Origin of the sequence: Algoriphagus aquaeductus (genome assembly GCF_003253485.1) — a bacterium.
Lineage (GTDB): Bacteria > Bacteroidota > Bacteroidia > Cytophagales > Cyclobacteriaceae > Algoriphagus > Algoriphagus aquaeductus.
In genome coordinates, this window is the sequence record NZ_QKTX01000010.1 from 18,597 (window position 1) to 41,873 (window position 23,277).

The 23,277-nt window shown below is 45.1% G+C and carries 18 protein-coding genes; 7 read left to right on the forward strand and 11 right to left on the reverse strand.

The genetic code is table 11. The annotated features are described in order from the left end of the window. Positions 1–118 precede the first annotated feature (118 nt). From CLV31_RS13740 to CLV31_RS13760, 5 genes are all read left to right on the forward strand, one after another. Positions 119–1,255 (forward strand): DegT/DnrJ/EryC1/StrS family aminotransferase, encoded by a 1,137-nt coding sequence (locus CLV31_RS13740; RefSeq protein WP_111393481.1) that lies wholly within the window; start codon positions 119–121, stop codon positions 1,253–1,255. A 1-nt stretch (position 1,256) separates the two neighbouring features. Further along, positions 1,257–1,865: a sugar transferase gene (locus tag CLV31_RS13745; RefSeq protein WP_262510281.1), complete on the forward strand. Its 609-nt coding sequence runs from the start codon at positions 1,257–1,259 to the stop codon at positions 1,863–1,865. A 312-nt stretch (positions 1,866–2,177) separates the two neighbouring features. Next, positions 2,178–4,088, forward strand: coding sequence for a polysaccharide biosynthesis protein (locus CLV31_RS13750; RefSeq protein WP_111393482.1), 1,911 nt, complete (start codon positions 2,178–2,180; stop codon positions 4,086–4,088). Between the two features lie 727 nt (positions 4,089–4,815). Next, positions 4,816–6,396: an NAD(P)/FAD-dependent oxidoreductase gene (locus CLV31_RS13755; protein ID WP_111393483.1), complete on the forward strand. Its 1,581-nt coding sequence runs from the start codon at positions 4,816–4,818 to the stop codon at positions 6,394–6,396. 118 nt (positions 6,397–6,514) lie between these two features. Continuing rightward, positions 6,515–7,903, forward strand: coding sequence for an exonuclease domain-containing protein (locus CLV31_RS13760; RefSeq protein ID WP_111393484.1), 1,389 nt, complete (start codon positions 6,515–6,517; stop codon positions 7,901–7,903). Between the two features lie 9 nt (positions 7,904–7,912). Here the strand turns inward: CLV31_RS13760 and CLV31_RS13765 are convergent, their stop codons facing one another. Both CLV31_RS13765 and CLV31_RS13770 read right to left on the reverse strand, forming a co-directional pair. Further along, the gene (locus CLV31_RS13765; RefSeq protein ID WP_111393485.1) at positions 7,913–8,470 is read right to left on the reverse strand and encodes a GNAT family N-acetyltransferase; all 558 of its coding nucleotides are present in this window, start codon (positions 8,468–8,470) and stop codon (positions 7,913–7,915) included. Beyond that, positions 8,470–9,594 carry a pyridoxal phosphate-dependent aminotransferase gene (locus CLV31_RS13770; protein ID WP_111393486.1) on the reverse strand — a complete coding sequence of 375 codons (1,125 nt, stop codon included), beginning with the start codon at positions 9,592–9,594 and terminating at the stop codon, positions 8,470–8,472. The genes CLV31_RS13765 and CLV31_RS13770 overlap by 1 nt, the downstream gene beginning before the upstream one ends. Before the next feature lie 199 nt (positions 9,595–9,793). Here CLV31_RS13770 and CLV31_RS13775 point away from each other — a divergent pair, with 199 nt between their 5' ends. Continuing rightward, positions 9,794–10,585: a hypothetical protein gene (locus tag CLV31_RS13775; RefSeq protein ID WP_111393487.1), complete on the forward strand. Its 792-nt coding sequence runs from the start codon at positions 9,794–9,796 to the stop codon at positions 10,583–10,585. 252 nt (positions 10,586–10,837) lie between these two features. Here the strand turns inward: CLV31_RS13775 and CLV31_RS13780 are convergent, their stop codons facing one another. The 7 genes from CLV31_RS13780 to topA form a co-directional block, all read right to left on the reverse strand. After that, positions 10,838–12,013, reverse strand: coding sequence for an MFS transporter (locus CLV31_RS13780; RefSeq protein WP_111393488.1), 1,176 nt, complete (start codon positions 12,011–12,013; stop codon positions 10,838–10,840). Beyond that, positions 12,013–13,032, reverse strand: a complete 1,020-nt coding sequence (gene mgrA / locus CLV31_RS13785) for an L-glyceraldehyde 3-phosphate reductase (RefSeq protein WP_111393489.1) — start codon at positions 13,030–13,032, stop codon at positions 12,013–12,015. Before mgrA ends, CLV31_RS13780 begins: the two co-directional genes overlap by 1 nt. A 26-nt stretch (positions 13,033–13,058) precedes the next feature. After that, entirely contained in the window at positions 13,059–14,393 is a 1,335-nt protein-coding gene (locus tag CLV31_RS13790; RefSeq protein ID WP_111393490.1) for a YfcC family protein, read from the reverse strand. Then, positions 14,390–15,508 (reverse strand): serine hydrolase domain-containing protein, encoded by a 1,119-nt coding sequence (locus tag CLV31_RS13795; RefSeq protein WP_111393491.1) that lies wholly within the window; start codon positions 15,506–15,508, stop codon positions 14,390–14,392. The genes CLV31_RS13790 and CLV31_RS13795 overlap by 4 nt, the downstream gene beginning before the upstream one ends. A 3-nt stretch (positions 15,509–15,511) precedes the next feature. After that, positions 15,512–16,855 carry a flavin-containing monooxygenase gene (locus tag CLV31_RS13800; protein ID WP_111393492.1) on the reverse strand — a complete coding sequence of 448 codons (1,344 nt, stop codon included), beginning with the start codon at positions 16,853–16,855 and terminating at the stop codon, positions 15,512–15,514. Between the two features lie 114 nt (positions 16,856–16,969). Then, positions 16,970–17,665 carry a Sir2 family NAD-dependent protein deacetylase gene (locus CLV31_RS13805; RefSeq protein WP_111393615.1) on the reverse strand — a complete coding sequence of 232 codons (696 nt, stop codon included), beginning with the start codon at positions 17,663–17,665 and terminating at the stop codon, positions 16,970–16,972. A 245-nt stretch (positions 17,666–17,910) separates the two neighbouring features. Beyond that, positions 17,911–20,238, reverse strand: a complete 2,328-nt coding sequence (gene topA / locus CLV31_RS13810) for a type I DNA topoisomerase (RefSeq protein WP_111393493.1) — start codon at positions 20,236–20,238, stop codon at positions 17,911–17,913. A gap of 153 nt (positions 20,239–20,391) precedes the next feature. Here topA and CLV31_RS13815 point away from each other — a divergent pair, with 153 nt between their 5' ends. Beyond that, positions 20,392–20,859 (forward strand): SixA phosphatase family protein, encoded by a 468-nt coding sequence (locus CLV31_RS13815; protein ID WP_111393494.1) that lies wholly within the window; start codon positions 20,392–20,394, stop codon positions 20,857–20,859. Between the two features lie 4 nt (positions 20,860–20,863). On the opposite strand, the gene CLV31_RS13820 is transcribed toward CLV31_RS13815, so the two are convergent. Both CLV31_RS13820 and CLV31_RS13825 read right to left on the reverse strand, forming a co-directional pair. Then, entirely contained in the window at positions 20,864–21,742 is an 879-nt protein-coding gene (locus CLV31_RS13820) for a carbohydrate kinase family protein (protein WP_111393495.1), read from the reverse strand. Beyond that, positions 21,735–23,078, reverse strand: a complete 1,344-nt coding sequence (locus tag CLV31_RS13825) for a sugar porter family MFS transporter (protein ID WP_111393496.1) — start codon at positions 23,076–23,078, stop codon at positions 21,735–21,737. The genes CLV31_RS13820 and CLV31_RS13825 overlap by 8 nt, the downstream gene beginning before the upstream one ends. Positions 23,079–23,277 lie beyond the last annotated feature (199 nt).

Genomic DNA, 23,277 nt, shown 5'->3' on the forward strand with positions numbered 1-23,277 from the left:
TAAATTCATAAAAACACTTAATGCAGATTCAATAGGCAGCTAAAGATTGAAAGATATTTGGTTGGGTTTTTGTAGAGGATATGCTATGTTTAGCAGATTGATATCACTACAAGCTTAAATGTCTTACCTAGTACCGCTGTCTTTTCCGGTTTTTGAAGGTAATGAAAACCTTTACCTCCAGAAAGTAATGAGTTCCGGGCAACTGGCAACCAGTGGTGAGTTTATAAGAAAATTTGAATCCAAGCTTGCAAAAAAAGTCGTATCCCATCAGGCAGTTGCACTCAATTCCGGAACTTCGGCACTACATCTTGCCCTGGTTTTACTCGGAGTTGGGCAAGGGGATGAAGTGATTTGTCAGTCCTTTACTTTTTGTGCTTCAGCCAATCCAATCGTTTACCTGGGTGCCAAACCTATTTTTGTGGACAGTGAGGAGGAAACCTGGAATATCGACCCGGAATTACTGGAGGACGCGATATTGAGCAGGTTAGCGCTGGGCAGAAAGCCCAAAGCCATCATTTTGGTCCATCTTTTTGGAATGCCTGCTAAAATGAATGAGATTTTGGAGATAGCCAATAAATATGGAATCCCTGTTTTGGAAGATGCGGCTGAGGCGGTAGGAAGTACCTACCAAGGCAGTTATTGTGGTACTTTTGGGACCATCGGTATTTTTTCTTTCAACGGAAACAAAATAGTAACCACGGGAGGTGGAGGTGCTTTGCTCACCAAAGACGCAGGTCTTATTGAGCGTGCTAAATATCTCTCCACGCAGGCCAGAGAAGATTTGCCCTTTTACCAGCATCTGGAAATCGGATATAATTACCGGATGAACAATATGGCAGCAGCCATTGGTTTGGCCCAATTGGAAAAACTGGATACCTGGATTGCAAAAAGAAGATTGATCAATGAGCGGTATAGAATGCTTTTGGCGGATATCCCGGGGCTCAGTTTCCAAACCGACAATGAAGATTCTAAATCCAACTATTGGCTGACCACCATTTTGATAGACGAACAACTGACAGGAGTATCTAATGATCGCCTGAGAGTAGTCTTGTTTAAAAATGGCATAGAAACGCGCTTTTTGTGGAAACCGCTGCATCTGCAGCCGGTATATAAGTTTGCCCCTTTCTATGGCGGAAGTACTTCTGAAAAGTTGTTTTTAAAAGGCCTTTGTTTGCCTAGTTCCGTGAGCCTGACTTTTGAAGATCAAAAATTGATCTGTGGCTTGATCGAGAATGAATTGAGTAAAGTGTCCTGAGGTGAATTATCCGGAAGTTGGGAAGAGGGTCTTGGATCTTTTTTTGGGTAGCCTGATGCTTTTCGTTTTTTCACCGGTTTTCGTCTCACTCTTTTTGATTCTTACTGTTTACTACAAAGGATCTCCTTTTTTTTTCCAATTTAGGCCCGGAAAGGATGGACGTGTTTTTAGAATAATCAAGTTCAAGACCATGTCCGACCAGACGGATGCGAATGGGAATCCACTTCCGGATGAACAGAGGCTAACAGGTTTTGGAAAGTTGATCCGAAATACATCTTTAGACGAACTTCCTCAATTGCTGAATGTCATTAAAGGTGATATGAGTTTGGTGGGGCCGAGACCTTTGTTGGTGGAATACCTATCCCTCTATAATGCAGAGCAGGCCCAAAGACACCAGGTGAAGCCCGGAGTAACCGGATGGGCTCAGATCAATGGACGAAATGCGATTTCCTGGCCTGAAAAATTCAAGTTAGATCTTTGGTACGTCAAACATGTTTCCTTTTTTCTTGATGTGAAAATCCTGTTCCAAACCTTATGGAATGTGCTCAGGGGCAAAGGGATAAGTCAACAAGGACATGTCACCATGGGTAAGTTCAAGGGAAATACTTGACTTATTCCATCTTTTTTTTATCCAATTTTTCCGATTGCATTCTAGTTGATTTTTTTCGGACTCAAGGCAAAATATCTTCTCATCATCCTTGCAAGGCGTAAAAAATGCAGTGTGGATAAACTTTTCTGCACGTCTTGTCCTACAGGTAAAAAATCTTGATTTTTTAAAGGTTTCAGCCACCTTCGAGATTTAAAATAATCCCTATAATTTCTTGGAAAATTGAAGTAAATTAAAATTTCTGCTTACTTTGTGACTAAATTCTGAAAAAATAGTAGCCTCTAGCAATTTTGACTATTTGAAAAAACTTTACCTATGAATTTTTTGTCACGGTTAAAAATTCTGCCACGTTGGATCATAGCGACCCTGGATTCCCTTATTCTTTTTCAATGTGCACTCTTTGGATATTTGGTTCGATTCAATTTCGAGCTTGAACTGATCGAGCAGTATGATGCCTTTGCCGGAAGTTTCACCTTTATGGTGGGTGGGTTGTTGGTGATGCAGAATACCCGAAGTTATGAGGGGATTGTAAGGCATACCGGATTTAGGGACGGATCCAATATTTTCAAGACAGTGATGATCAATTTCATCCTGTTTCTCTTTTTGAATTTCTTCCACGGGAATTTCCTCAATGACCGTTTTCTGCTTCCTACCTCAGTATTGATTATTGCCAGCTTGTCGGCTTTGTTCATGCTTGTCTTTTATCGCTTGTTGGTAAAGGAACTTTTCGTGTACATCAAAAATGGGGTTACGGAAAGAGAAATGAGACATGCGGCCATTTTTGGGGCGGGTGAAGCAGGTATTATAGCGCAGGAGGCGATCAAGAGAGATAGCAAAAGTCTGGTCAATGTCGTGGCCTTTTTGGATGATGATTCCAAGAAGGAAGGGAAAAACATCGACGGAAAGCGCATTTACAAAGGCTTGGAAGATCTTGAAAAACTGGTCAAGCAATTTGCGATTACCGAGCTGATCATCGCAGTAAGAGATCTGTCTGTGCAGCGAAAAAATGAAATCATAGACGAATGTCTGAGATTGAATCTGACGGTATCGATCGTTCCTCCTGTAGATCAGTGGATCAATGGGGGCTTGACTGCCGGTGCAATCCGGGAGATAAAGATCGAGGACTTGCTCAGCCGGGAACCCATCCTTTTGGATAATCCCCAAATTGAGATGGATCTGAAAGGGAAAGTGGTATTAGTGTCAGGGGCAGCAGGATCGATTGGTTCAGAACTTTGCCGGCAAATCAGCCATTACCATCCCAGTCTTTTGGTCATGCTGGATATAGCCGAGTCTCCGCTGTATGATATAGAGCAAGAATTTAAAGAACATTATCCGGGATGCAGGATTAAAATTATTCTGGGCGATGTCCGAAATAAGAAGAAAATGAAAGAAGTCTTCAAAGACTTCAAACCTCAGGTGGTGTTTCACGCCGCAGCCTATAAGCATGTGCCGATGATGGAAAATTATCCCGAGGAGGCGGTACATGCCAATGTGATTGGAACCAAAATATTGGCTGACCTTTCGGTCTTATCCCAAGTCGAAAAATTTGTTTTCGTTTCCACCGATAAGGCGGTCAATCCGACCAATGTCATGGGAGCCAGTAAGCGGGCAGCAGAAATGTACGTTCAGGCACTCAATGAATATCTGGAAACCAATCACAAGAAGTTTCATACTCGATTTATCACAACCCGATTTGGAAATGTTTTAGGCTCAAATGGTTCGGTGATTCCCTTGTTCAAAAAGCAAATCATGCATGGGGGACCGCTTACGGTAACGCACCCGGAGATCACCAGATACTTTATGACCATACCCGAAGCCTGCCAGTTGGTTTTGGAAGCCGGGGTCATGGGCCGAGGTGGAGAGATTTATGTATTTGACATGGGCGAACCGGTCAAGATTCTGGATTTGGCCAAAAAGATGATTCAGCTTTCCGGCAAAAAAGTAGATCAGGATATTAAAATCCAGTTTACAGGCCTTAGAGAGGGTGAAAAACTTTACGAAGAACTTCTGAATGACTTCGAAACGGTAAAAATTACCCATCACCCGAAAATTAAGATTGCCCAAGTGCAGCCATCCTCCTATCACAAGATAGATGGTCAAATCGACCTCTTCCAAGATCTGATCGGGAAAAATAATGAAACCGATTTGGTAAGGCATTTGAAAGCACTTGTTCCTGAGTATATCTCCAATTCTTCTCGTTTTGAAGTGTTGGATCGAATGAATTGAGCAAGTCAAAAGATCAATTGTCCAACACAATAGTCAATGATCAAAGACCAAATTCAGTGATCGATTGGTAATCGACTTTTTTTAAAATAATTATCCAATTCTTTTCCAGTAAGTGAAAGCACTTCGAAAAGCTCAATGATCGAGCTCAGCCACCACGTTTAGGGATGGATGGTTTAAGGGTGGGCAGTCGACAACTGATGGAGTGGACATCGAGCGACAGGGGTTGACCGAATTCAAATCAAGTTTAGGTGGACTTAAAGTAAATTTGGCTTTTGGCAGCATTCCGTATATCCTATTAACTGATGATACGCTATTCTGGCAGTTGACGAATATTCCACGGATTTTGGGCTGGAAGACCGATGACCGAAGATTCCCAAAAATATGGCGTTAACTTGATCTTCTGATCTTTAGAAATGCACGCAGCCAAAGGATTTAAAGGTTTGATGTTGGATTTTGGCAAATTCCCCTAAGGGGGCTAGGGGGATTTAAATCATCGAAATATTTCAAATTGCTTAACACGTGCAGCTTTCCGTGTATCATTTTAACTTTTAACTGAAAAGTCCCCGACCCCAGAATTTCGATGGAGGTTCTAACTCCGAACCCTGAACTTCGAACCCCAATCCACCTCAACGATTAACATTTAACCTTTAACAAATTACTCCAGTTCTCCTGCTCGAATCCCTTCCTGTTTGTACCTTTGTCCTGATTTAAGGATAAATACCTTACCATGAAAAAAAGCTTTACGCTTCAACTTAGCCCGGAAGAGGCTTACGATGAGGCCAATTTCAAACTGGCAGTTCTCAAAAAAGCCGGGCTAAAACCAGATTCTTCCAACACTTTCGCCAGACAAACCCGTCGATCTATTGATGCTCGGGGAAGAAAAGTCCTCGTCAATGTGGAGGCAGAACTTTTTATCAATGAAAGCCCGGGATCGCTCTTGGATCATTTACCGGAGTATCACCAAGTCAATCAATCAGATCCTTTGATTATTGTCGGTGCAGGACCTGCCGGATTGTTCGCTGCACTTCGGGCAATTGAGCTGGGAGTGAAGCCTATAGTCATTGAGCGGGGAAAAGATGTCCGGGCAAGAAGACGAGACCTTGCCGCGATCAACAAGGAAGGTATCGTGAATCCGGACTCCAATTATTGCTTTGGGGAGGGAGGAGCAGGAACCTATTCGGATGGTAAGCTTTATACCCGCTCCAAGAAGCGTGGAGATATTCGACGCATCATGGAAATATTCGTGTATCATGGTGCGACGGAGGAAATTTTGGTCGATGCTCACCCGCATATCGGTACCAACAAACTCCCCGTTTTGGTGGCCAAACTCCGTGAAAGTATTCTTCAGGCGGGAGGGGAGATCCTCTTTGAAACCCGTGTGGAAGACTTTATTCTCGAAGGGAACGAAATCAAAGGGGTAGTCACACAATCCGGTGAAAAGATCAAAGGATTAGGAGTAATCCTGGCTACCGGTCATTCGGCAAGGGATATTTTTCACCTCCTTCAGGATCGGGGAATCCTGATCGAAGCCAAGCCCTTTGCACTGGGGGTGAGGATCGAACATAGCCAAAATCTGATTGACCGCATTCAGTACCACTGTGCAGTGGACAGAGGTCCGTACCTTCCTGCCTCGGCTTATTCTTTGGTCCAGCAGACCGACTATCAGGGCAAACAGCGGGGTGTGTTTAGTTTTTGTATGTGTCCGGGTGGATTTATTGTTCCTGCAGCCACTGCACCGGGAGAGTTGGTGGTCAATGGGATGAGTCCAAGCCGTCGCGACAGTAAATTTGCCAATTCGGGAATGGTGGTTTCCGTGGAGTTGGAAGATTTACCCCAATACAGGAAATACGGTCCCTTGGCAGCCTTGCATTTTCAGGCTGAAGTGGAAAAGAAAGCCTGGGAAATGGGAGGGAAGAGTCAAGTGGCCCCGGCGCAGCGGATGGTGGACTTCGTCAATCGGAAGGTGAGCTCCTCACTTTTGGATACTTCGTATCAACCGGGATTGGAATCAGTGGAGATGCGGGAAGTGCTCCCGGATTTCATTGCTGCCCGTATGGCGATCGCCTTCAAAGGTTTCGGTCAAAAAATGAAAGGCTACTTGACCAATGAGGCACAAATCATCGGAGTAGAAAGTAGAACCTCTTCTCCTGTGCGGATTCCGAGGGATAAAGAATCCTTTGAACATCCACAGATTAAGCGCTTGTTTCCCTGTGCCGAAGGAGCAGGCTATGCCGGTGGGATTGTATCGGCTGCTATGGATGGTGAGCGCTGTGCAGAGAAACTGATTGCGATGTATGTGAAAAAATAGTTTTTGGTTTGGAGTTCAACGCTGAACTCCAAACCAAGAACCATAAAACATTTTTCATCCCTCCGTCAACCTTTGTCACTTTCCATTCACTTATTCCCAAAGCGCTTACCTTTATCGGATGGAATTTGCGATAGTCGATATTGAAACCACAGGAGGAAATCCCTCGGGAGGGGGGATCACGGAAATCGCCGTAGTGGTTCATAATGGACAAGAGATTATTCATGAGTTTCAGACTCTCATTAATCCTCAGGTGCCTGTTCCCGCATTTATTACCGGGTTGACTGGAATTGACAATTCCATGGTCGGAAATGCGCCAACCTTTGAAGAAATCGCCGATGAACTTTGGGATTTGTTGGATGGAAGGGTATTTGTCGCCCATCAGGTCAATTTTGATTTCAGCTTTATCCGCGAGGCCTTTTTGAAGACCGGGAGGGAACTCAAGTCTTCCCGTCTCTGCACCGTTAGGCTTGCCCGTAAAGTATTCCCAGGCTTGGGATCTTACAGTTTGGGTAGAATCTGCGAGCAACAAAAAATTCCTATTCTAGCCCGCCACCGGGCAATGGGAGATGCCAAAGCCACCGCACTGCTTTTCGACCGAATGCTCGTTCTAAATCAGGAGGTTATCTATTCTTCCTTGAAAAAGAACTCAGGAGAAGCCTTTTTACCTCCACATTTCTCTCTTTCCAAGTTCCACCAAATTCCCGAGGCTTGTGGGGTCTATTTCATGCTCAATGACAAGGGCAAGGTGATTTATGTAGGGAAGGCGATAAATATCAAGGAGCGATTTAAGGGACATTTTTCAGGTAAAATCCTTCCCCATCTCAAACAACAGCTTAAGGCAGAAGTGGTCGACTTGCAGTGGCAGCTGACCGGTTCGGAGTTTATGGCATTGCTGATCGAAACGCTTGAAATCAAACGTCTATGGCCCAAGTATAACTCAGCCATGAAAATGCCGAAAACTCTTTGGGGACTTTTTCACTACCAAGACAGTAGCGGGTTTTATAGATTTCAGATTGCTAAGGTGACCAAGAGTCTGAAGCCACTGGAGACTTTTTTCTCCGCTGAGGAAGCCCGTCAATTCTTGATGGAGGCAGTGGAGGGGTATCAATTGTGCCAAAAACTTTGCGGAATCAGAAAGGTCACCTGTAAAGAGGTCCAAGATGTTCATTGCCAAGGTGCCTGCAGGTCAGGAGAGCACCCAGATTCCTATAACTCCCGAGTGGAGGAGTTTATCAAATTGATCAGGGAATCCAAAAAAGAGCTGTTGATCACTTTGCCCGGAAGAAAGGAAGGGGAAGTGGCCGCCTGCCTCTTCGAAGGAGGAATATTGAGTCGATACGGGTTTTTGGAAAGAGAAGCCATCCAACCTTCAGATTTGGAGTCTGTACCTCCTATTCCTGAGACATTTTATTTTTTGCGCCAGTTTATTCATCGAATTCCCGCAGCCCAAATTCAGGTCTTGGAACCCAATCAGGACCCCAATCCCTTCCAGCTCGGCTTCTTTTAATCTCAAATTTCAAATCTGTAAATTTCCATCGCCTCTCCACTCCCCCTCCAAAAAACTATAATAAATCGTATCTCTACGCCTTCCGTGTGTCATGAGCGTGTGGCTTCTTAGGACACCTTCTTCCACGGCACCGATTTTTTGAAGAGCCTTTCTCGCCGGAAGATTCAATACATCTGTTTTGAATTCAACCCGCTTCAGTTTTAAGGTTTGAAAGCAGTAGTCCAGCATCGCTTTTTTCATGGCGGGATTGATGCCTTTTCCCTGAAAATCCTTACCCAGCCAAGTCCAGCCTATCTCCAATCGTTGATCTCGGGGAGAGAAGTTTCCAAAAGCTGTGGATCCGGCTATTTTTCCGGAGGCTTTTTCAATCACGGCAAATTGTAGTCGATCTCCTGAAAAATGACCTGCCGCCCAATTTTCAAAATCTTCTTCCTTGCTCAGGTCATGGGTGAAAAATATCCACATCGAGGGATCAACACTCAATTGCTTTAAAAAAGGAAAATCCTGCCGGGTCAAAGGCCTCAGCAGGACTAATTCGTTTTCCAAAATCAGATTCCGATCTACCATCAGCCCAATACTTCTTTGATCGCTTGGTTGTAAAGCTGAACCTCTTCGATGGTCCCGGTGGAGATCCGGCACCAATCATTCAATGGAGGGAATGGCCTTCCAATGATGAACCCTTTTTGGGCCATGGTTTTCCCCAATTCTGACACATCTTTTCCTGATTGGAAAAACACAAAGTTGGCGTGTGATTCCAGATATGGCAATTTGAGTTCGTCCAAAGTTTTGCACAAGAGGGATTTGGCTTCGGCGTTCTTTTGTAAAGAAAACTTGTAAAATTCTTTGTCCTGAAGTGCAGCTTTTCCGGCTTCAATAGCCATGATATTGGTATTGGCTACCACCCGGTCCTTGAGTTTCGTCGCCAGTTCGGGTTTGGCGATCAGGTAACCCATCCGGATTCCCGCCAATCCATATACTTTGGAGAGGGTGCGGGAGACCACCACGTCATGCCCTTTTTTTACCAACTCGACCATGGAAGGATAATTTGGTTCGGTGATGTAATCATAGTAGGCTTCATCGCTGAAGACTACGGCTCGCTTGCTGACTGTTTCGCAAAAGTCCATCACCTTTTGGGCAGGTAGAAGCTTGCCCGTGGGATTATTGGGATTGCACAGGAAAACCAGTCTTGTCTCGTGAGACACTCTCTTTTCGATTTCTTCCAAATCAAAATCCAGGTCCTTATTCAATGGAACCCAGTTGATTTCAGTACCCCAGAGTTCGGCGTATTCCATCATGGACAAAAAAGTGGGCGAGCAAGAGATGATTTCTCCCCCCTTTCCAAAAGTGATTCCAGCTACTTTGAGCCCCTCGGTCGAACCGGCTACCAGCACGATATAATCCTCCGGGACGCCTTCTTTCTCAGCGATCATTTTGACCAGGGAGGCATTGTAACCCCAAGGGTATCGGCATCCGTTGTCAAAGGCGGCGGTCATGGCCTTTCTCATGGATTCCGAAGGGCCATAGGGATTTTCATTGGAGCCCAATCGGACCGGGCCTGCAAGAGGTCGTGGATTGAATTTTCGAATTTCTTCGGCACTGAGATCGGAAATCAACCCGTTTGCACCCAACAGGGTCAGGCCACTGCTTAAAGAAGCGGTTTTGATCCAATCTCTTCTTGATATTCCCTTCATGTTTTTTCGATTTTGATTGGTAAAATACTAAGCTTTTTCAAAGAATGTTAACAATATTTCATTTTTTAGGCTTCTTTGTTAAATGGAAGTTTTTATGGCGAATAGGGTTAAAAAATTATTTTTATTCTGATTTTTCAAATTATACAAAATAAGTTTTTAAATTATTGGTAGCGCAATTAACCCTAAACCCAATCTTACTATGAAAAAGATTCTAGCTCTGTTGGTTTGTGGGGTGCTTTGGGCAGGAATACTCAAGGCTCAGCAAACTCAGTACATGGTATTCGAGTTCATCAAGGTGGAAAAAGACCAGCTTTTTGATTACATCGAATTTAAAGACTTGATGGAGAAAGTTTACCGTCAGGCCCTGAATGACAAGCTCATCAATGGTTGGGATATCTGGAGATTGCAGAATGGAGCCGACCGTGGGAATTTTCAATACATCATGGTCACTCACTTCAATGATCCGGTGAAAATGATGAATGGATTAGAAGATGAGACCATGATTCAATACACCAAAATTGCCTATCCCCATTTGTCGGATGCGCAGGTAAGGACCTTGTTTCAGCAGGCTCTCTCGGTCAAAGATGCCCCGGTGAGACTATACATGAGGCAATTGGCTGAAACGAATGACAGTTTCCAGTTTAAGCCAGGTGTATTGGCCTCTTTTGATTTGATGAAGGCGGTCGAAGGGAAGTTTAATGATTATGAAAAAGCAGAAATTGAGGTGTTCAAGCCTATCCATCAAAATCGGATCAATCAGGGAATGATGGGGCATTGGAGCTTTCTTCGGGCAGCCTTACCCCAGGGTTCAGAGGCGAATTCTACCCACTTGACGGTCAATTTGTATCGGGATTACATGCAGTTTTTCAATGCTCAGGCCTATGAGGATTTGAATCAAACCGCAGAGCAAAGAGCAGCGGTCAATGCAGGGTTGAATTCAAGAGATCAGAAGTGGATCTATTTGGCCACTTTAGAAAATGTAGTGAGATAATAGTCCGGTTTGACTGTTTCGCTAGGAGGCTCCGAAAGGAGCCTTTTTTTTGCTCCATGACTTAGTGGGAGGTATTAGGATGCTGGATTTTAGATACAAGAGTCAAGATTTTAGACATAGACGAATAAAACGACGGACCCCAAACACTTCTGCTGAGCATTTCAAATGACGAACCCTGAACCTCGAACCCTGAACTTCGAACTTGCTTATCAATTAAACATTTAATCAGTTAATCAAGTAAACATCGATCTTTCAAACTTTCTTTTTTTTAAAATACCTATAGATCAACAGCCCCATAAACGGACCGATCGCCAAAAGACCTAAATAAACCTTAACCTGAAGAAAATCCGACAGAAATCCGGCTGTCTGAATGCTGACAATGGTTAACCCAAAACCCAGGCAATTCACCAAAGTCAAAGCCGTCCCTCGATGCTCAGGTTGGACACTCTGGGCTACCAGGGTCGAAAATTGTGGAGAATCTGCGGTCACCCAAATCCCCCAAACCAGCAAGAAAGGAAAAACCACCGGGGAAGGGATTTCCGGAGCAATCAACAAAATCAAAGCGCAAAAACCGGAGCCCAACAAGCTGACCAAGGCCACTTTTTCACTCCCTTTTTTTACTGAAAAAAGACCTCCCACTGCACAGGAAACCCCTCCTGCGGCAATTATGGAAAATGTCCAAAATGCTTGAGTGGAGCCTTCGATTTTTCCCTGAGTCAAAAACAGAATCAGGACCGGCAAAAAAGCCCAGAAGGTATACAATTCCCACATGTGGCCGAAATACCCTCCGGCGGCACCTTTCAATCGGGGGTTCTTCGCAAAAGAGGGCAGAAGGCCGAAATCAAGCTTAGGATTGATTTTGCGATATGGACCGTTGGGAATGCCAAATCCAACCAATACGCCGCTGCCTATCGCTAAACCTGAGGTAGAAAACAAAAGCACTTTCCAGGAAATAGCTACCTCAAATGCTTTGAGGAAGAATGGAAAGCCGGTACCCAAAACCAGGGCTCCCACCAAAAAACCCAAAGCCGAACCCAATCCCTTTTCAAAATAATCGGATGCGATTTTCATCCCCACCGGATAAATTCCTGCCAAAAAGAACCCGGTCAAAAATCGGCTTCCAATCACCCACGTCAATTGCAAAGGCATGATCAGCAAGACAAGATTGGAAACTGCCGCTAAGATAGCACTGAAGAAAAATACATCTGAGGGAGCAAATCGGTCGGGAATGGAGAAAAAGGCATACAGGAAGGTTCCTGCTACAAATCCCAACTGAACCATGGAAGTAATCAAAGGGACTAGGTCCTTTTGTCCCAAAATGAATTCCAATTCCGGGGCAGCAGCATTGCCGGCAAACCAAAGCGAAGTGCCCAGAAATTGAGCGATCACGATCAATATCAGGGCACTTCGGGAGCTAATCGGGGCCATCAGGCTTTTAGAATCGATTCGATTTCTGCCAGTTCATTTGTGCTGAAGCGGCTGTTTTGTACAGCCGCCACATTATCATCCAATTGCTCCGGCTTGGAGACACCGATCAGAACAGAAGTGATTCTTGGATCTTTGAGTAGCCAGGCGATGGCCATTTGGGCCAAAGTTTGCCCTCTACGCAAGGCGATTTGATTCAAGGCTTGAATTTTGGCAAGTTTTTCGGAAGCGATTTGCTCTGGTTTCAGATATCTTCCGTCTTTGGCAGCTCTGGAGTCAGCAGGGATTCCCTTGAGGTATTTGTCGGTCAATAGACCCTGTTCCAATGGTGAGAATGCGATGCTTCCGATTCCTTTTTCACCCAGGACATTCATGAGGCCGTTTTCTACCCAACGGTCCATCATGCTATACCGAGGTTGATGGATCAGTAGTGGTACGCCCATTTCCCGTAGGAGTTGGTGTGCTATGGCAGTGTCTTCTGCAGAATATTGGGAAATGCCCACATACAGCGCTTTTCCCTGTCGATGAAGTTGGGCCAAGGCTCCCATGGTTTCTTCCAGAGGAGTGTTGGGATCAGGACGGTGATGGTAAAAGATGTCCACGTAGTCCAATCCCATTCTTTTCAGACTTTGGTCACAGCTGGCGATGAGGTATTTTTTAGAACCGAAATTTCCATAAGGACCCGGCCACATATCCCAGCCAGCCTTGGAAGAAATCAATAATTCATCTCTGAAGGGCAGAAAATCCTTTTTCAGGATTCTGCCGAAGTTTTCTTCGGCTGATCCGAAAGGAGGTCCATAGTTGTTGGCGAGATCAAAGTGACAAATTCCCAGATCAAAAGCTCTTCTGAGGATTTTTCTTCCGAGGGTAAAGTCCGCATTGTGACCGAAATTGTGCCAAAGGCCCAGACTGATTTCCGGAAGTTGGATACCGCTCCTTCCGCAAAAACGGTACTTCATCTGATCGTAACGGTCAGCAGCTGGAAAATAGGGTAAAAGGGGATTGTGCTCGTTGATATGCATAGGTAAAACGGGTTGGTGTTTTCGGACTATCCAAACCAAAATATGCCAAGCAGGGTGACAAGCAGGGCAATCATGATCAGGAATAGCCAACTCTTCCAAATGTAGGAAATCCAGTCTTTAAAGCTAATACCGGATGCAGCAATGATTGCCATCATTCCACCATTGGTAGGAGTGACCATGTCCATCAAAGCCGCCGGATATTGATACGCCAGCACGGCTACTTGCCGGGGAATCTGCATCAAGTCCATCAATGGAGCCGTAAGCGGCATAGTCAAAACCGCCTGACCGGAAGTGCTCGGAACAGGAATATGGATCAGGGCTTGAGAAATAAACATACCTGCCACTCCAACAGCCTCAGGCAGGGACTCAAGAGGGGAGAAGAGACCTTGAATGATCGGGTCAATCACCGCCCCTTTTTCCAAAATGAGATAAATACTTCTAGCCAGTCCGACGATGATTCCTGCAAAAATCATTTCCCCAAATCCCTGTACATAGGTGCGTGCCGTGCCATTGACTCCCATACCAGCAATCAATCCGCAAGTGATTCCGATTACAAAAAAAAGGGCAGACATTTCATTGTATCCCCAGTCCAAAGCGGTGATTCCATAGGCCATCAATCCGATTCCTCCGAATGCAATCAGCAGAATTAATCCAAAACGGCCTGAAATCGGTCTCGGCTTAAACTCTTCCTCCGTCTCCTGTATGGATTTTTTGGCCCCAGTCAAGCGGTGATAGGTGATCCACCCGAGCAAAATGATTACCCAAAACACGCCACGAAAAGCGGCCCCGCTAAAGGGCTCGACCTCTGCTACTTTTTGGGCAAGTAATGACACAAAAGGATTGATCGGGGAAAAAGCCGCTCCAATCAATGAACTTCCCAAGGTAAGGGCCAGGATACTTCTGAGGTCGTAGCGGAGCTTGGCTGCCAGGATGATTATCACCGGTACCATCGGGATGATTTCCTCCTGCATGGAAATCGCAGTCCCACCCAAGGCAAAAGCAAATCCCAGGAGATAAAACAGCAATGCTTTAGAATTTCTAAATCTGTAAATCAACGCTTCGATCCCGGCCTGAAGAGCTCCGGTTTTTTCGACTATGAAAAATGCCCCGCCGATAAACAGGATCAGCACCATAATCTCCGCGCCCGCGATCACTCCTTCCGGAATCGCCAATACCAAATCACCAATACCCGGCTTTTCTTGTTCAATAGCTTGAAAACTTCCCGGTACCACCAACTCTCTTCCGGTAAGTTCATCCTGTATCCTTTCAAATTTTCCGGAAGGGATCAGGTAAGCTGCGATTCCGGCCAAGAAAATGAAAATCAATAAAATAATCAGGGGATGGGGGAAGCTGCGATTCATGGATTTGATAGTAAAATTGAAATTACGCCTTCTGCAATTTTGAAGCGATGGTCTTTTACATCCCGGGAGTTGGTCAACAGGAAAATCCCGCGGTCAAGCTCTTTGGAGAAGAAAAATAGCCCATTGTATCCACCTTGTTCGCCGAAGTGCCCCCAAAATGTATAGCCGGAAAGCTGAATTTCCTGGAAACCTGAGGGAACTCCTTGGTTTCCAGAAAGAAATTCCAGTTCCTTGTGAATGAACCCCATATCCCATCGGCTAAAATGGATCATGGCATTTCCCAGGTCAATTCCTGTACTAATCAACCCGGAGGAGGGAGAAGGAAAGCGCTCAAAACGGGTTTTTTTCTCCTCCAATCTTTTCCAGATAAAGGTAGGCTGGTAGGCTTTGAGCGGGGTATGGTCTGAGGGATGGATGGTCCTGTTGAATTCGGTTCCATTCATTCCCGAGGGTTTCAGGATTTTTTCTTTGGCCAACTGATCGAATTCAATACCAGCATGCGATTCGATCACAAAACCCAGCAGATCATAATTGATGTCTGCGTAGTTTTTGGGTTTTTTGTCCAATTCCGGGATCGGAAGATGGTCGGGTAGATTCCGGAGAATTCTGTTCTCGGATTGAATAAATAGTTGTTCAAGCCTTTTGGGATCTTTCAGGCCGGAGGTGTGATTGAGAAGGTCAGCCAGGGTGATCGACTCAAATTCTGCGCTGAGTTTTTTGCCTTCCGGAAGAATGGAGTTGACCGTGGATTCCAAGGGAATTTCCTGAGACCGAAAATAGGAGGAAGCTGTGAGGGCTGTAGCCAACTTGGAAATTGAAGCCAGTGGAAAAGGAGTACTTGTCTTCAGGGAATCCTTCGTTTTGAGGTCCGCAAAGCCCAGGCTTTTCAGAAAAATCAGTTTTTCATTTTCTACAATTCCCAAGACCAATCCGGGCAACCGAAAAGTCTGAAGACTTTGAAGCATTAAAGAATCAATTTTTTCTTCTTTTGTTTGGGGGAAAGTAGCCCCGTTCCACTTCACCAAGGGATAGCTTTTCCACCATTCCCAACCCAAAAAAAGGAGAAACCAGATCACCAGCCCAAGTAGGATATAGTTGATTTTCCGGTTCATCATCTTTTAGGCAGTAGGCTCCGTGACTGAGGCCACCTTGTTTTGGGGTGATTTTGAAATGTGATTTTTGGGCAATTCTTTTTTCAGACTTTTTACAAAAAGATGATAATCCACCGTGATGGTATGTCTCGGGGTATTTACCTGTTTGTAATGCGGATGGGAGACCTCACGCTCGCACAATTCTTCGATGTTTTTGGGACGATTCCAGTTTCCGATGAGTTCTTGAGCCATGAGTTTACTTTGCAATTCGGCTCCGGGCCAGATGCATCCCAGAGGTTGAAACATGCCGATAAAGTACAGATTGGAGATTTTTGGATGAAACATCCTCAGATACAGGGGAACTGGTCCGGAAGAATAGTCAATGAATTCCTTGTCGAAAAAAGGATGGCTCAACCAATATCCGGTACAGGCAATGACGGTGTCATATTCTTCTGCCTTTCCGTCCTCAAAAATGACCTTATTGCCGTCAAAGCGCCGGATATCCAATCTCGGTTTGACTTTTCCATGTCGGATTTTGTGCAGTAGTTCGTCATTGATGGTTGGATGGGTCGCTCCAAAAGGCTCCGTGACTGGCCTCAGCCCATAGGCTTTGTTGTCACCCAGCATTACCTTCAGCAAAAGCTGATTGAAGAATCCCCTGATTTTGATCGGAAGCCATTTGGACTGTTCGGCAACTTTGTCGGAGGGTTTTCCGAAGAAAAATTTAGGAACAATCCTATACCCTCTTCTCCAAGAGATCGCAGTCGTGGCCGATACTCTGCTGGTCTCCACTGCTACATCGCAGGCGGAATTTCCACCTCCAATTACCAACACCCGCTTTCCTGCAAAAGGAGCAGCTTTTTTGAAATGATGAGCATGAATAAACTCACCGGTAAATTCACCCGGATAGTCTGGGTATCGGGGTTTCCAATGGTGTCCATTGGCGACTACCAAGTGGGTGAACGTCTCGGTTTTTTCGATTCCGTCTTTTTCTAAAGTGATTTCCCAAGTGAATTCATTCACCCATTTGCAGTGCTTGACCATCGTTCCAAAACGGATAAAGGGATAAAGGTTGAATTTCCGGGCATAGGCTTGGAAATAATTCCTCAACACTTCGTGAGAAGGATAGTCAGGCGTGTCAGGATCAAACTCGTCAAAAGTAAAATCCTCGTACTGGGAAAGGGTTTTGGAAGAAATAATATGGGTGGTCTCGAAGACACTGGAATGGCTCTCATTTTCGGAATAAATCCAGTTTCCGCCCACCTCTTGGTTTCGGTCAAATGCCACTGCATCCAATCCTTGGTCTAACAGGTTTTTGAGGGCAGTGATTCCGGAAGGCCCTGCGCCAATCACAGCTATTCTATACTTCATGGAGTTACCTGGGTTGTATTACTTGGAAACTACGAAGATTTCTCTTCGACCATTTCCATTCTTAATCTAGAACAATTTTTTTGATTATGGTTCAGCGGCTTTTCGAAAGTCAACTCAAAGTTGACTAAGTATCAGTTCAGTGAATTTTTCCATCCCCACGGTGGCCTTTTCCTGGATTACCATAAGTCTTGAATCCAGTCGGATATCGGGTCTTACTGGGTCAATCAGGTATTTGGGTGTGAGGGACGGGACAAAATCGATCAGGCTCGCTGCTGGATATACCTGCAGAGAAGTTCCCAGCACCAAAAATAAGTCCGCCGTTTTAGTCAGTTCCATTGCAGGCAACATCATGGGGACAGCTTCTCCAAACCAAACAATAAAGGGCCTGAGTTGACTTCCTTTTTCACATTTGTCTCCTTCTTTAATTTCCCAATGATCCATCTCGTAAATCAACTTGGGATCTACCGTGCTTTGGGATTTGTTGAGCTCCCCGTGGAGGTGAAGGACATTGGATGAACCGGCACGCTCGTGCAGGTCATCCACATTTTGAGTGATGATGTGTACCTCCAAATGCTTTTCCAGGGCTGCTAAGGCGAGGTGGGCAGCGTTGGGCTGGCATTCCCGGGCTTGTTTCCTTCGTTGGTTGTAGAATTCCAAAACCAAGGTGCGGTTTTTTCTCCAGCCATCAGGGGAGGCGACTTCCATTACATCATGGTTTTCCCAGAGGCCATTGGAATCACGAAAGGTGCGAATGCCGCTTTCGGCAGAAACTCCTGCGCCGGTAAGGACGACAAGTTTTTTTCTAGACATGGTTGAAATGAATCGGAATTGGAATTTAGAATAAATTGAATGGAACAGATAAATTATTTGGTTAAAACCCAAAGACTTAATTACCTCCATCAGTTTCCCCCAGCTAAAGCTGGAGGCAATTCAAAAATTAGCAAATAAATCTATGAACAGGAATATGGCTTTAGCCCATTCAATTGATGAATAAAAAATCCCTTAGGCTATAGCCCAAAAAAACAAAACCGACCCTTTTCAGGATCGGTTTAGGATTACTTTTTCTTAGCGGGGAATTTCCCTTTTTTCTTCCCGGCCTCTGGCTGGGCTTCAATAATCTCGACTGTTTCCGCATAGGTCAATTCTTCCGCGACTTTTCCTTTCGGAATTTTGAAGTTGTTTTTGCCAAACTTGATGTAGGGTCCCCATCGGCCATTTAGAATCTGGATTTCAGGATTTTCGTCAAAGGCCTTGATGTGTTTATTGGCGTCGGCTTCCCGTTTGGCTTGAATCAATTCGATGGCCTCTGATTCGGTAATTGCAAGAGGGTCTTGCCCTTTCTGGAGGGAGTAAAACGCATTGTCATGGCGGATGTATGGGCCGAATCGACCAATGGCTGCAGTCATTTTTTTGTCCTCGAAAAAGCCGACTTCTCGCGGTAATTTGAACAGCTCCAAGGCATCTTCCATGGTCACATTTTCGATAAACTGACCTTTTTTCAAGCTGGCAAACTGTTTGTCTTCGTCCTCATTTTCACCGATTTGCACCAAAGGCCCAAACCTTCCCAAACGGGCATAGACATTCTTTCCGGAATCCGGATGCTGACCGATCAGCCGACTGGAGTTAACTTCCTGTCTGGATACCTGCTCGGTCTCTTCTACGCTGTGGTGGAACTTACCGTAGAATCCATCGATCATGTCTTGCCAGTCTTGTCCTCCAGCTGCAATTTCATCGAATTCCTTTTCCACTTTCGCAGTAAAATTGAAGTCGATCACGTTTGGAAAATGCTCAACCAGGAAGTCATTGACTACCATGGCGATGTTGGTAGGGAAGAGTTTGTTTTTCTCCGCGCCGGTATTTTCAGTCTTGGCCGATTCTTTGAATTTGCCACCCGAAATAGTCATCTCCACATAATTCCGAGGAGTACCTTCTCGGGATTCCTTGACCACATAATCTCTCTTTTGAATTGTGGAAATGGTAGGTGCGTAGGTGGAAGGGCGCCCAATGCCAAGTTCTTCCAATTTCTTTACCAATGAAGCTTCCGTGTATCTCGGTGCAGGACGGCTGAAGGTTTCTTTGCCCTTCATTTCCCTGAGGGACAGGTTCTGACCGATAGCTAGTGGAGGCAATAGCGATTTGTTGCCTTCTTCGTCGTCTTCCGGTTCTTCATCTGTATCCTCTAGGTATACCTTAAGAAAACCGTCAAACTTGATGATTTCACCGGTAGCTACCAGGTTTTGTGGGGAATTGGAGATATCGATGGTAATGGTAGTTCGCTCGAGTTCGGCATCCGACATCTGGGAGGCAATGGCCCGCTTCCAGATCAGTTCATAAAGGCGCTGCTCGTTTCGGTCTCCACTTACCTGATTTTTGGAAAAATCTGTAGGCCTGATCGCTTCGTGAGCTTCCTGGGCGCTTTCATTTTTGGTGGAATACTGTCGTGATTTGTGGTACTGAGGGCCAAAGGAATCTTCGATGGCATTTTTAGCAGCAGCCAAGGCATCTTGTGATAAGTTGGTGCTGTCGGTACGCATATAGGTGATCTTTCCTGCTTCGTAAAGCTTCTGAGCGACCGACATGGTTTGGGCTACAGAGAAGTAGAGCTTTCTGGAAGCTTCCTGCTGTAAAGTAGAAGTGGTAAAGGGAGCAGCAGGAGACTTTTTCGCAGGTTTCTTTTCGAGATTTCCTACGGAGAAAGTCGCCTCCAGGCAATTTTTCAGGAATTCTTCGGCTTCTGCTTTGGTCTCGAATTTCTTTGGGAGTTCGGCTTGGAAACTTTTTCCCTCAACTTCGAAAATGGCAGTGATGCGAAAAGAGGATTTGGCTTTGTGACCTTCAATTTCCCGCTCGCGCTCCACAATCAGACGGACAGCCACGGATTGTACCCGACCTGCCGAGAGTCCCGTTTTGATTTTTTTCCAAAGGATAGGAGATAGTTCAAAACCCACCAAGCGATCCAAAATCCGTCTTGCTTGCTGTGCATTTACCAAATCGTAGTCAATCCCACGGGGATTTTCGATAGCCTTGGTAATGGCATTTTTGGTGATTTCGCGGAATACAATCCGTTTGGTATGCTGATCATCCAATTTTAGCACTTCTTTCAAATGCCAGGAGATCGCTTCTCCCTCACGGTCATCGTCACTTGCGAGATAGACCGTTTCGGCATCTTTGACTAAAGATTTTAGATTTTTGATCACCTCCCGTTTATCGGGGGTGACTTCATAGGTAGGTTTGAAGCGGTTTTTGATATCTATCGCTTTATCGCCTTTGGGTAAGTCCCGTACGTGACCGTAGCTGGAGACTACTTTGAAATCCTTGCCCAGATAACCTTCGATGGTTTTTGCCTTGGCAGGGGATTCGACGATGACAACATTTTTAGACATAAAAGAGGAAGTTGTAGACCCTGTCGGTCTTTCTTGAAAGGCTAAAAATAGACGGCATTGTTTTCTCCTCCAAATAATATAAAATTACAGGGTGTGCAGTTGGTTTGATTTTTGGGGAAATCGATCAGGTATTTTTAGTAAATCCATGATTCAATGAAACAATTAATTCTTTTAAGGCACGGAGAGGCAGGCTTTTCTGATGGAGTGGACTTCCAAAGGCAGTTGACCTCAAAAGGAAAAGACCAACTTCATAAATTGGGAACAATTCTGAAAGAACGGGAAATGGAAATAGATTTGATGTATTGTTCCTCGGCAACTAGAACCAGGGAGACCGCGGAGATCATCAAATCCTATTTACCGATTCGTGAGGAAGTGTATGAGAAAGAAATCTATGCCGCCAATTTGGAAATCCTCCTCCAAATTTTAGAAAATACTCCTAAAAGTATCCATACCTGCCTTTTAATCGGTCACAATCCGACTATCAGTTTGCTATTGTCTCATCTGACTACAGGCAATTATGTCGGATTGCAGCCCGGAATGATGGCTATACTGGAAATCGAAGTTCAGGAGTGGTACATGGTAGGAATGAATACCGCGCTATTGAGAGAGCTGTTGAAGTGAGTGGTTATCGGATTTCCCGATGAACTTCCTCTTCAGAATATTTTGGGGTTGCCCCCTTTTTGGTTGCAACAAATCCCCCTAGTTTACAGGCAAAATCAAGGATTTCTTCAGGATTTTTTTCTTCCAGATACATTTTGATAAATCCACTCAAAAAAGCATCTCCTGCACCAATCGAATCCTGAAAGGCCACTTTATACCCCGGATGCTCGATAATTTTCCCTTTCTGATAGATCATGGCTCCTTTGGATCCTCGTGTCACACAGATGATTTCCATGGGGAAATGCTGATCTAAGTGAAAACAAAGCCCTTCGATGCTGGGATCAGTGCCAAAGTAGTCAGCAAAAATCTCCAACTCATCCTCATTGATTTTGAGGATATCTGCATACCCGAGAAGTGTCTCGATAACTTCAAAATCATAAAAGGGAGGTCGGAGATTGGCATCAAAAATCCGTAAGGTTGGGTGGTGTAACAGTTTGATGAGGGTTTTCAGACTTTCCGGATTTCGTACTCCCAAGGTTCCAAATACAAAGGCATCCGCATCTTCTACTGCCCGATCCAATTCTTCCGACCATTCGATGAAGTCCCAGGCTACCGGGGAGACAATGGTGTATTTGATGTTTTCGGGATCGGAAGTGTCCACGAGCACCTTAGAGGTTTCATGGTCTGTTTTGGTCTGTATCAGATCAAGAGGAAGATTGAATTCTTGGAGAAATCCGAGAAGTTTTTCCCCTTCTTCATCCGCACCAACTGCAGAAATAAGACGGGAGTTTAATCCCAATTGATGGAGATTCAAGGCCACATTCATGGGGGCACCACCAGCGACAGGGCCGGTAGGCAGACAATCCCAAAGCATTTCCCCGAAGATGACGACGTGATCACGCATGTTTTTTCTGTAAGTCTTGTTGAATTTCTTCCAAAGATCGGCCTTTGGTTTCTGGCATTTTCAGCATCACCCAAAGCAATTGAATCACCATCATCACACAGAAAAAGGTAAAAATATAACCCGGTCCAAAGCTATTGGCAAAGAATGGGAAGACATTGGCGATGACGGCTGCCAAAATCCAATGGGTAAACGAACCCAAGGATTGACCCGAAGCCCTCAGCTCATTGGGAAACATCTCAGAGATAAACACCCAGATCACTGAACCTTGCCCAACTGCATGGGAAGCGATAAATCCGAAGACAAAGATCGGCAGCCAAAAGGCAGGAATCCCGGGGCCAAGGAAATTGTAAGCCATCAGACTGAGTGAAATGATGTAACCAAAGGAACCGATATACATGAGTTTTTTCCGTCCCAATCGGTCAATCAAATAAAGACCGAAAAACGTGGCAAAAAGGTTGACCAAACCGATTCCGATGGTGGAAATCAGGGCGTTTTCTGTGGAGATCCCGGCCATTTCGAAGATTCTTGGAGCAAAATAGATGATCGCATTGATACCAGAGACTTGGTTGAAAAAGGCAATCATCACCGCTAGCATGGTGCTGGAGAAAAACCGTTTGTTGAAAAGCGCTCCAAATCCTGCATTTTGCTTCATGCTTTTTTCTTCCTCAATGGCCAGTCGGATGGCCTCATCTACTCCGTCAGGGTCGGTTCGGGTAAGAATTTCTCTGGCTTTCTTCAGTTCGTTAAACTTAGCGATCAACCAACGCGGACTTTCAGGAATGCTAAAAATCATCACGCTATAGATCAAGGCTGGAATTGCCTCTACGCCCAGCATCCATCGCCAATCTTCGGGAAGTCCGGCTGTGCCGATCAGGTAGTTGGACACATAGGCCATCACGATGCCGAACACGATGTTGAACTGATAAAGGGCCACCAAAAGCCCACGGTTTTTGGCAGGAGCGATTTCGGAAATGTACATCGGTGCCACTACTGAAGAAGCACCAACTCCCAAACCGCCTAAAAACCTAAACAAGGTAAATGAGGTGATATCCCATGCTACAGCAGAGCCTAATGCAGAGACAAAGTAGAATAAACCAATCCAAAGCAAGCTTTTCTTTCTCCCAAACCGATCCGCGGGAATTCCTCCAAAGAGCGCTCCGATCACCGTTCCATAGAGAGCCGATGCAATCGCCAATCCATGAATCCAGTCGCTGAGTTGCCAGATTTCTTGAATATCCCGCTCTGCTCCGGAGATGACAGCGGTGTCGAATCCAAACAAAAAGCCGCCCAATGCGGCTGTGATCGAAACAAAAAAGGCGTAGTTTTTAGAGGACATAGAGGCGATTGAGGGTCTAATGCCTTACTAAACTAAGGAGAAGGTTTAGATTTCAAAACAGGGTGATTCGTTTCAGACCCAACAAAAAGCGAATCAATCGATTTCCAACCCGAAAAAAAATACCGGCCGCCAAATAAAATTCTGTTTTTTCCCATTCGGAAAATCCCGAGCAGGTGAAATTCCTTATATTCGCAGGCAC

Excerpts from the sequence above, each read along its gene's own strand:
- CLV31_RS13740 (WP_111393481.1), top strand. The coding sequence starts at position 119 with ATGTCTTACCTAGTACCGCTGTCTTTTCCGGTTTTTGAAGGTAATGAA.
- CLV31_RS13750 (WP_111393482.1), top strand. The coding sequence starts at position 2,178 with ATGAATTTTTTGTCACGGTTAAAAATTCTGCCACGTTGGATCATAGCG.
- CLV31_RS13755 (WP_111393483.1), top strand. The coding sequence starts at position 4,816 with ATGAAAAAAAGCTTTACGCTTCAACTTAGCCCGGAAGAGGCTTACGAT.
- CLV31_RS13760 (WP_111393484.1), top strand. The coding sequence starts at position 6,515 with ATGGAATTTGCGATAGTCGATATTGAAACCACAGGAGGAAATCCCTCG.
- CLV31_RS13765 (WP_111393485.1), bottom strand. The coding sequence starts at position 8,470 with ATGGTAGATCGGAATCTGATTTTGGAAAACGAATTAGTCCTGCTGAGG.
- CLV31_RS13770 (WP_111393486.1), bottom strand. The coding sequence starts at position 9,594 with ATGAAGGGAATATCAAGAAGAGATTGGATCAAAACCGCTTCTTTAAGC.
- CLV31_RS13775 (WP_111393487.1), top strand. The coding sequence starts at position 9,794 with ATGAAAAAGATTCTAGCTCTGTTGGTTTGTGGGGTGCTTTGGGCAGGA.
- CLV31_RS13780 (WP_111393488.1), bottom strand. The coding sequence starts at position 12,013 with ATGGCCCCGATTAGCTCCCGAAGTGCCCTGATATTGATCGTGATCGCT.
- mgrA (WP_111393489.1), bottom strand. The coding sequence starts at position 13,032 with ATGCATATCAACGAGCACAATCCCCTTTTACCCTATTTTCCAGCTGCT.
- CLV31_RS13790 (WP_111393490.1), bottom strand. The coding sequence starts at position 14,393 with ATGAATCGCAGCTTCCCCCATCCCCTGATTATTTTATTGATTTTCATT.
- CLV31_RS13795 (WP_111393491.1), bottom strand. The coding sequence starts at position 15,508 with ATGATGAACCGGAAAATCAACTATATCCTACTTGGGCTGGTGATCTGG.
- CLV31_RS13800 (WP_111393492.1), bottom strand. The coding sequence starts at position 16,855 with ATGAAGTATAGAATAGCTGTGATTGGCGCAGGGCCTTCCGGAATCACT.
- CLV31_RS13805 (WP_111393615.1), bottom strand. The coding sequence starts at position 17,665 with ATGTCTAGAAAAAAACTTGTCGTCCTTACCGGCGCAGGAGTTTCTGCC.
- topA (WP_111393493.1), bottom strand. The coding sequence starts at position 20,238 with ATGTCTAAAAATGTTGTCATCGTCGAATCCCCTGCCAAGGCAAAAACC.
- CLV31_RS13815 (WP_111393494.1), top strand. The coding sequence starts at position 20,392 with ATGAAACAATTAATTCTTTTAAGGCACGGAGAGGCAGGCTTTTCTGAT.
- CLV31_RS13820 (WP_111393495.1), bottom strand. The coding sequence starts at position 21,742 with ATGCGTGATCACGTCGTCATCTTCGGGGAAATGCTTTGGGATTGTCTG.
- CLV31_RS13825 (WP_111393496.1), bottom strand. The coding sequence starts at position 23,078 with ATGTCCTCTAAAAACTACGCCTTTTTTGTTTCGATCACAGCCGCATTG.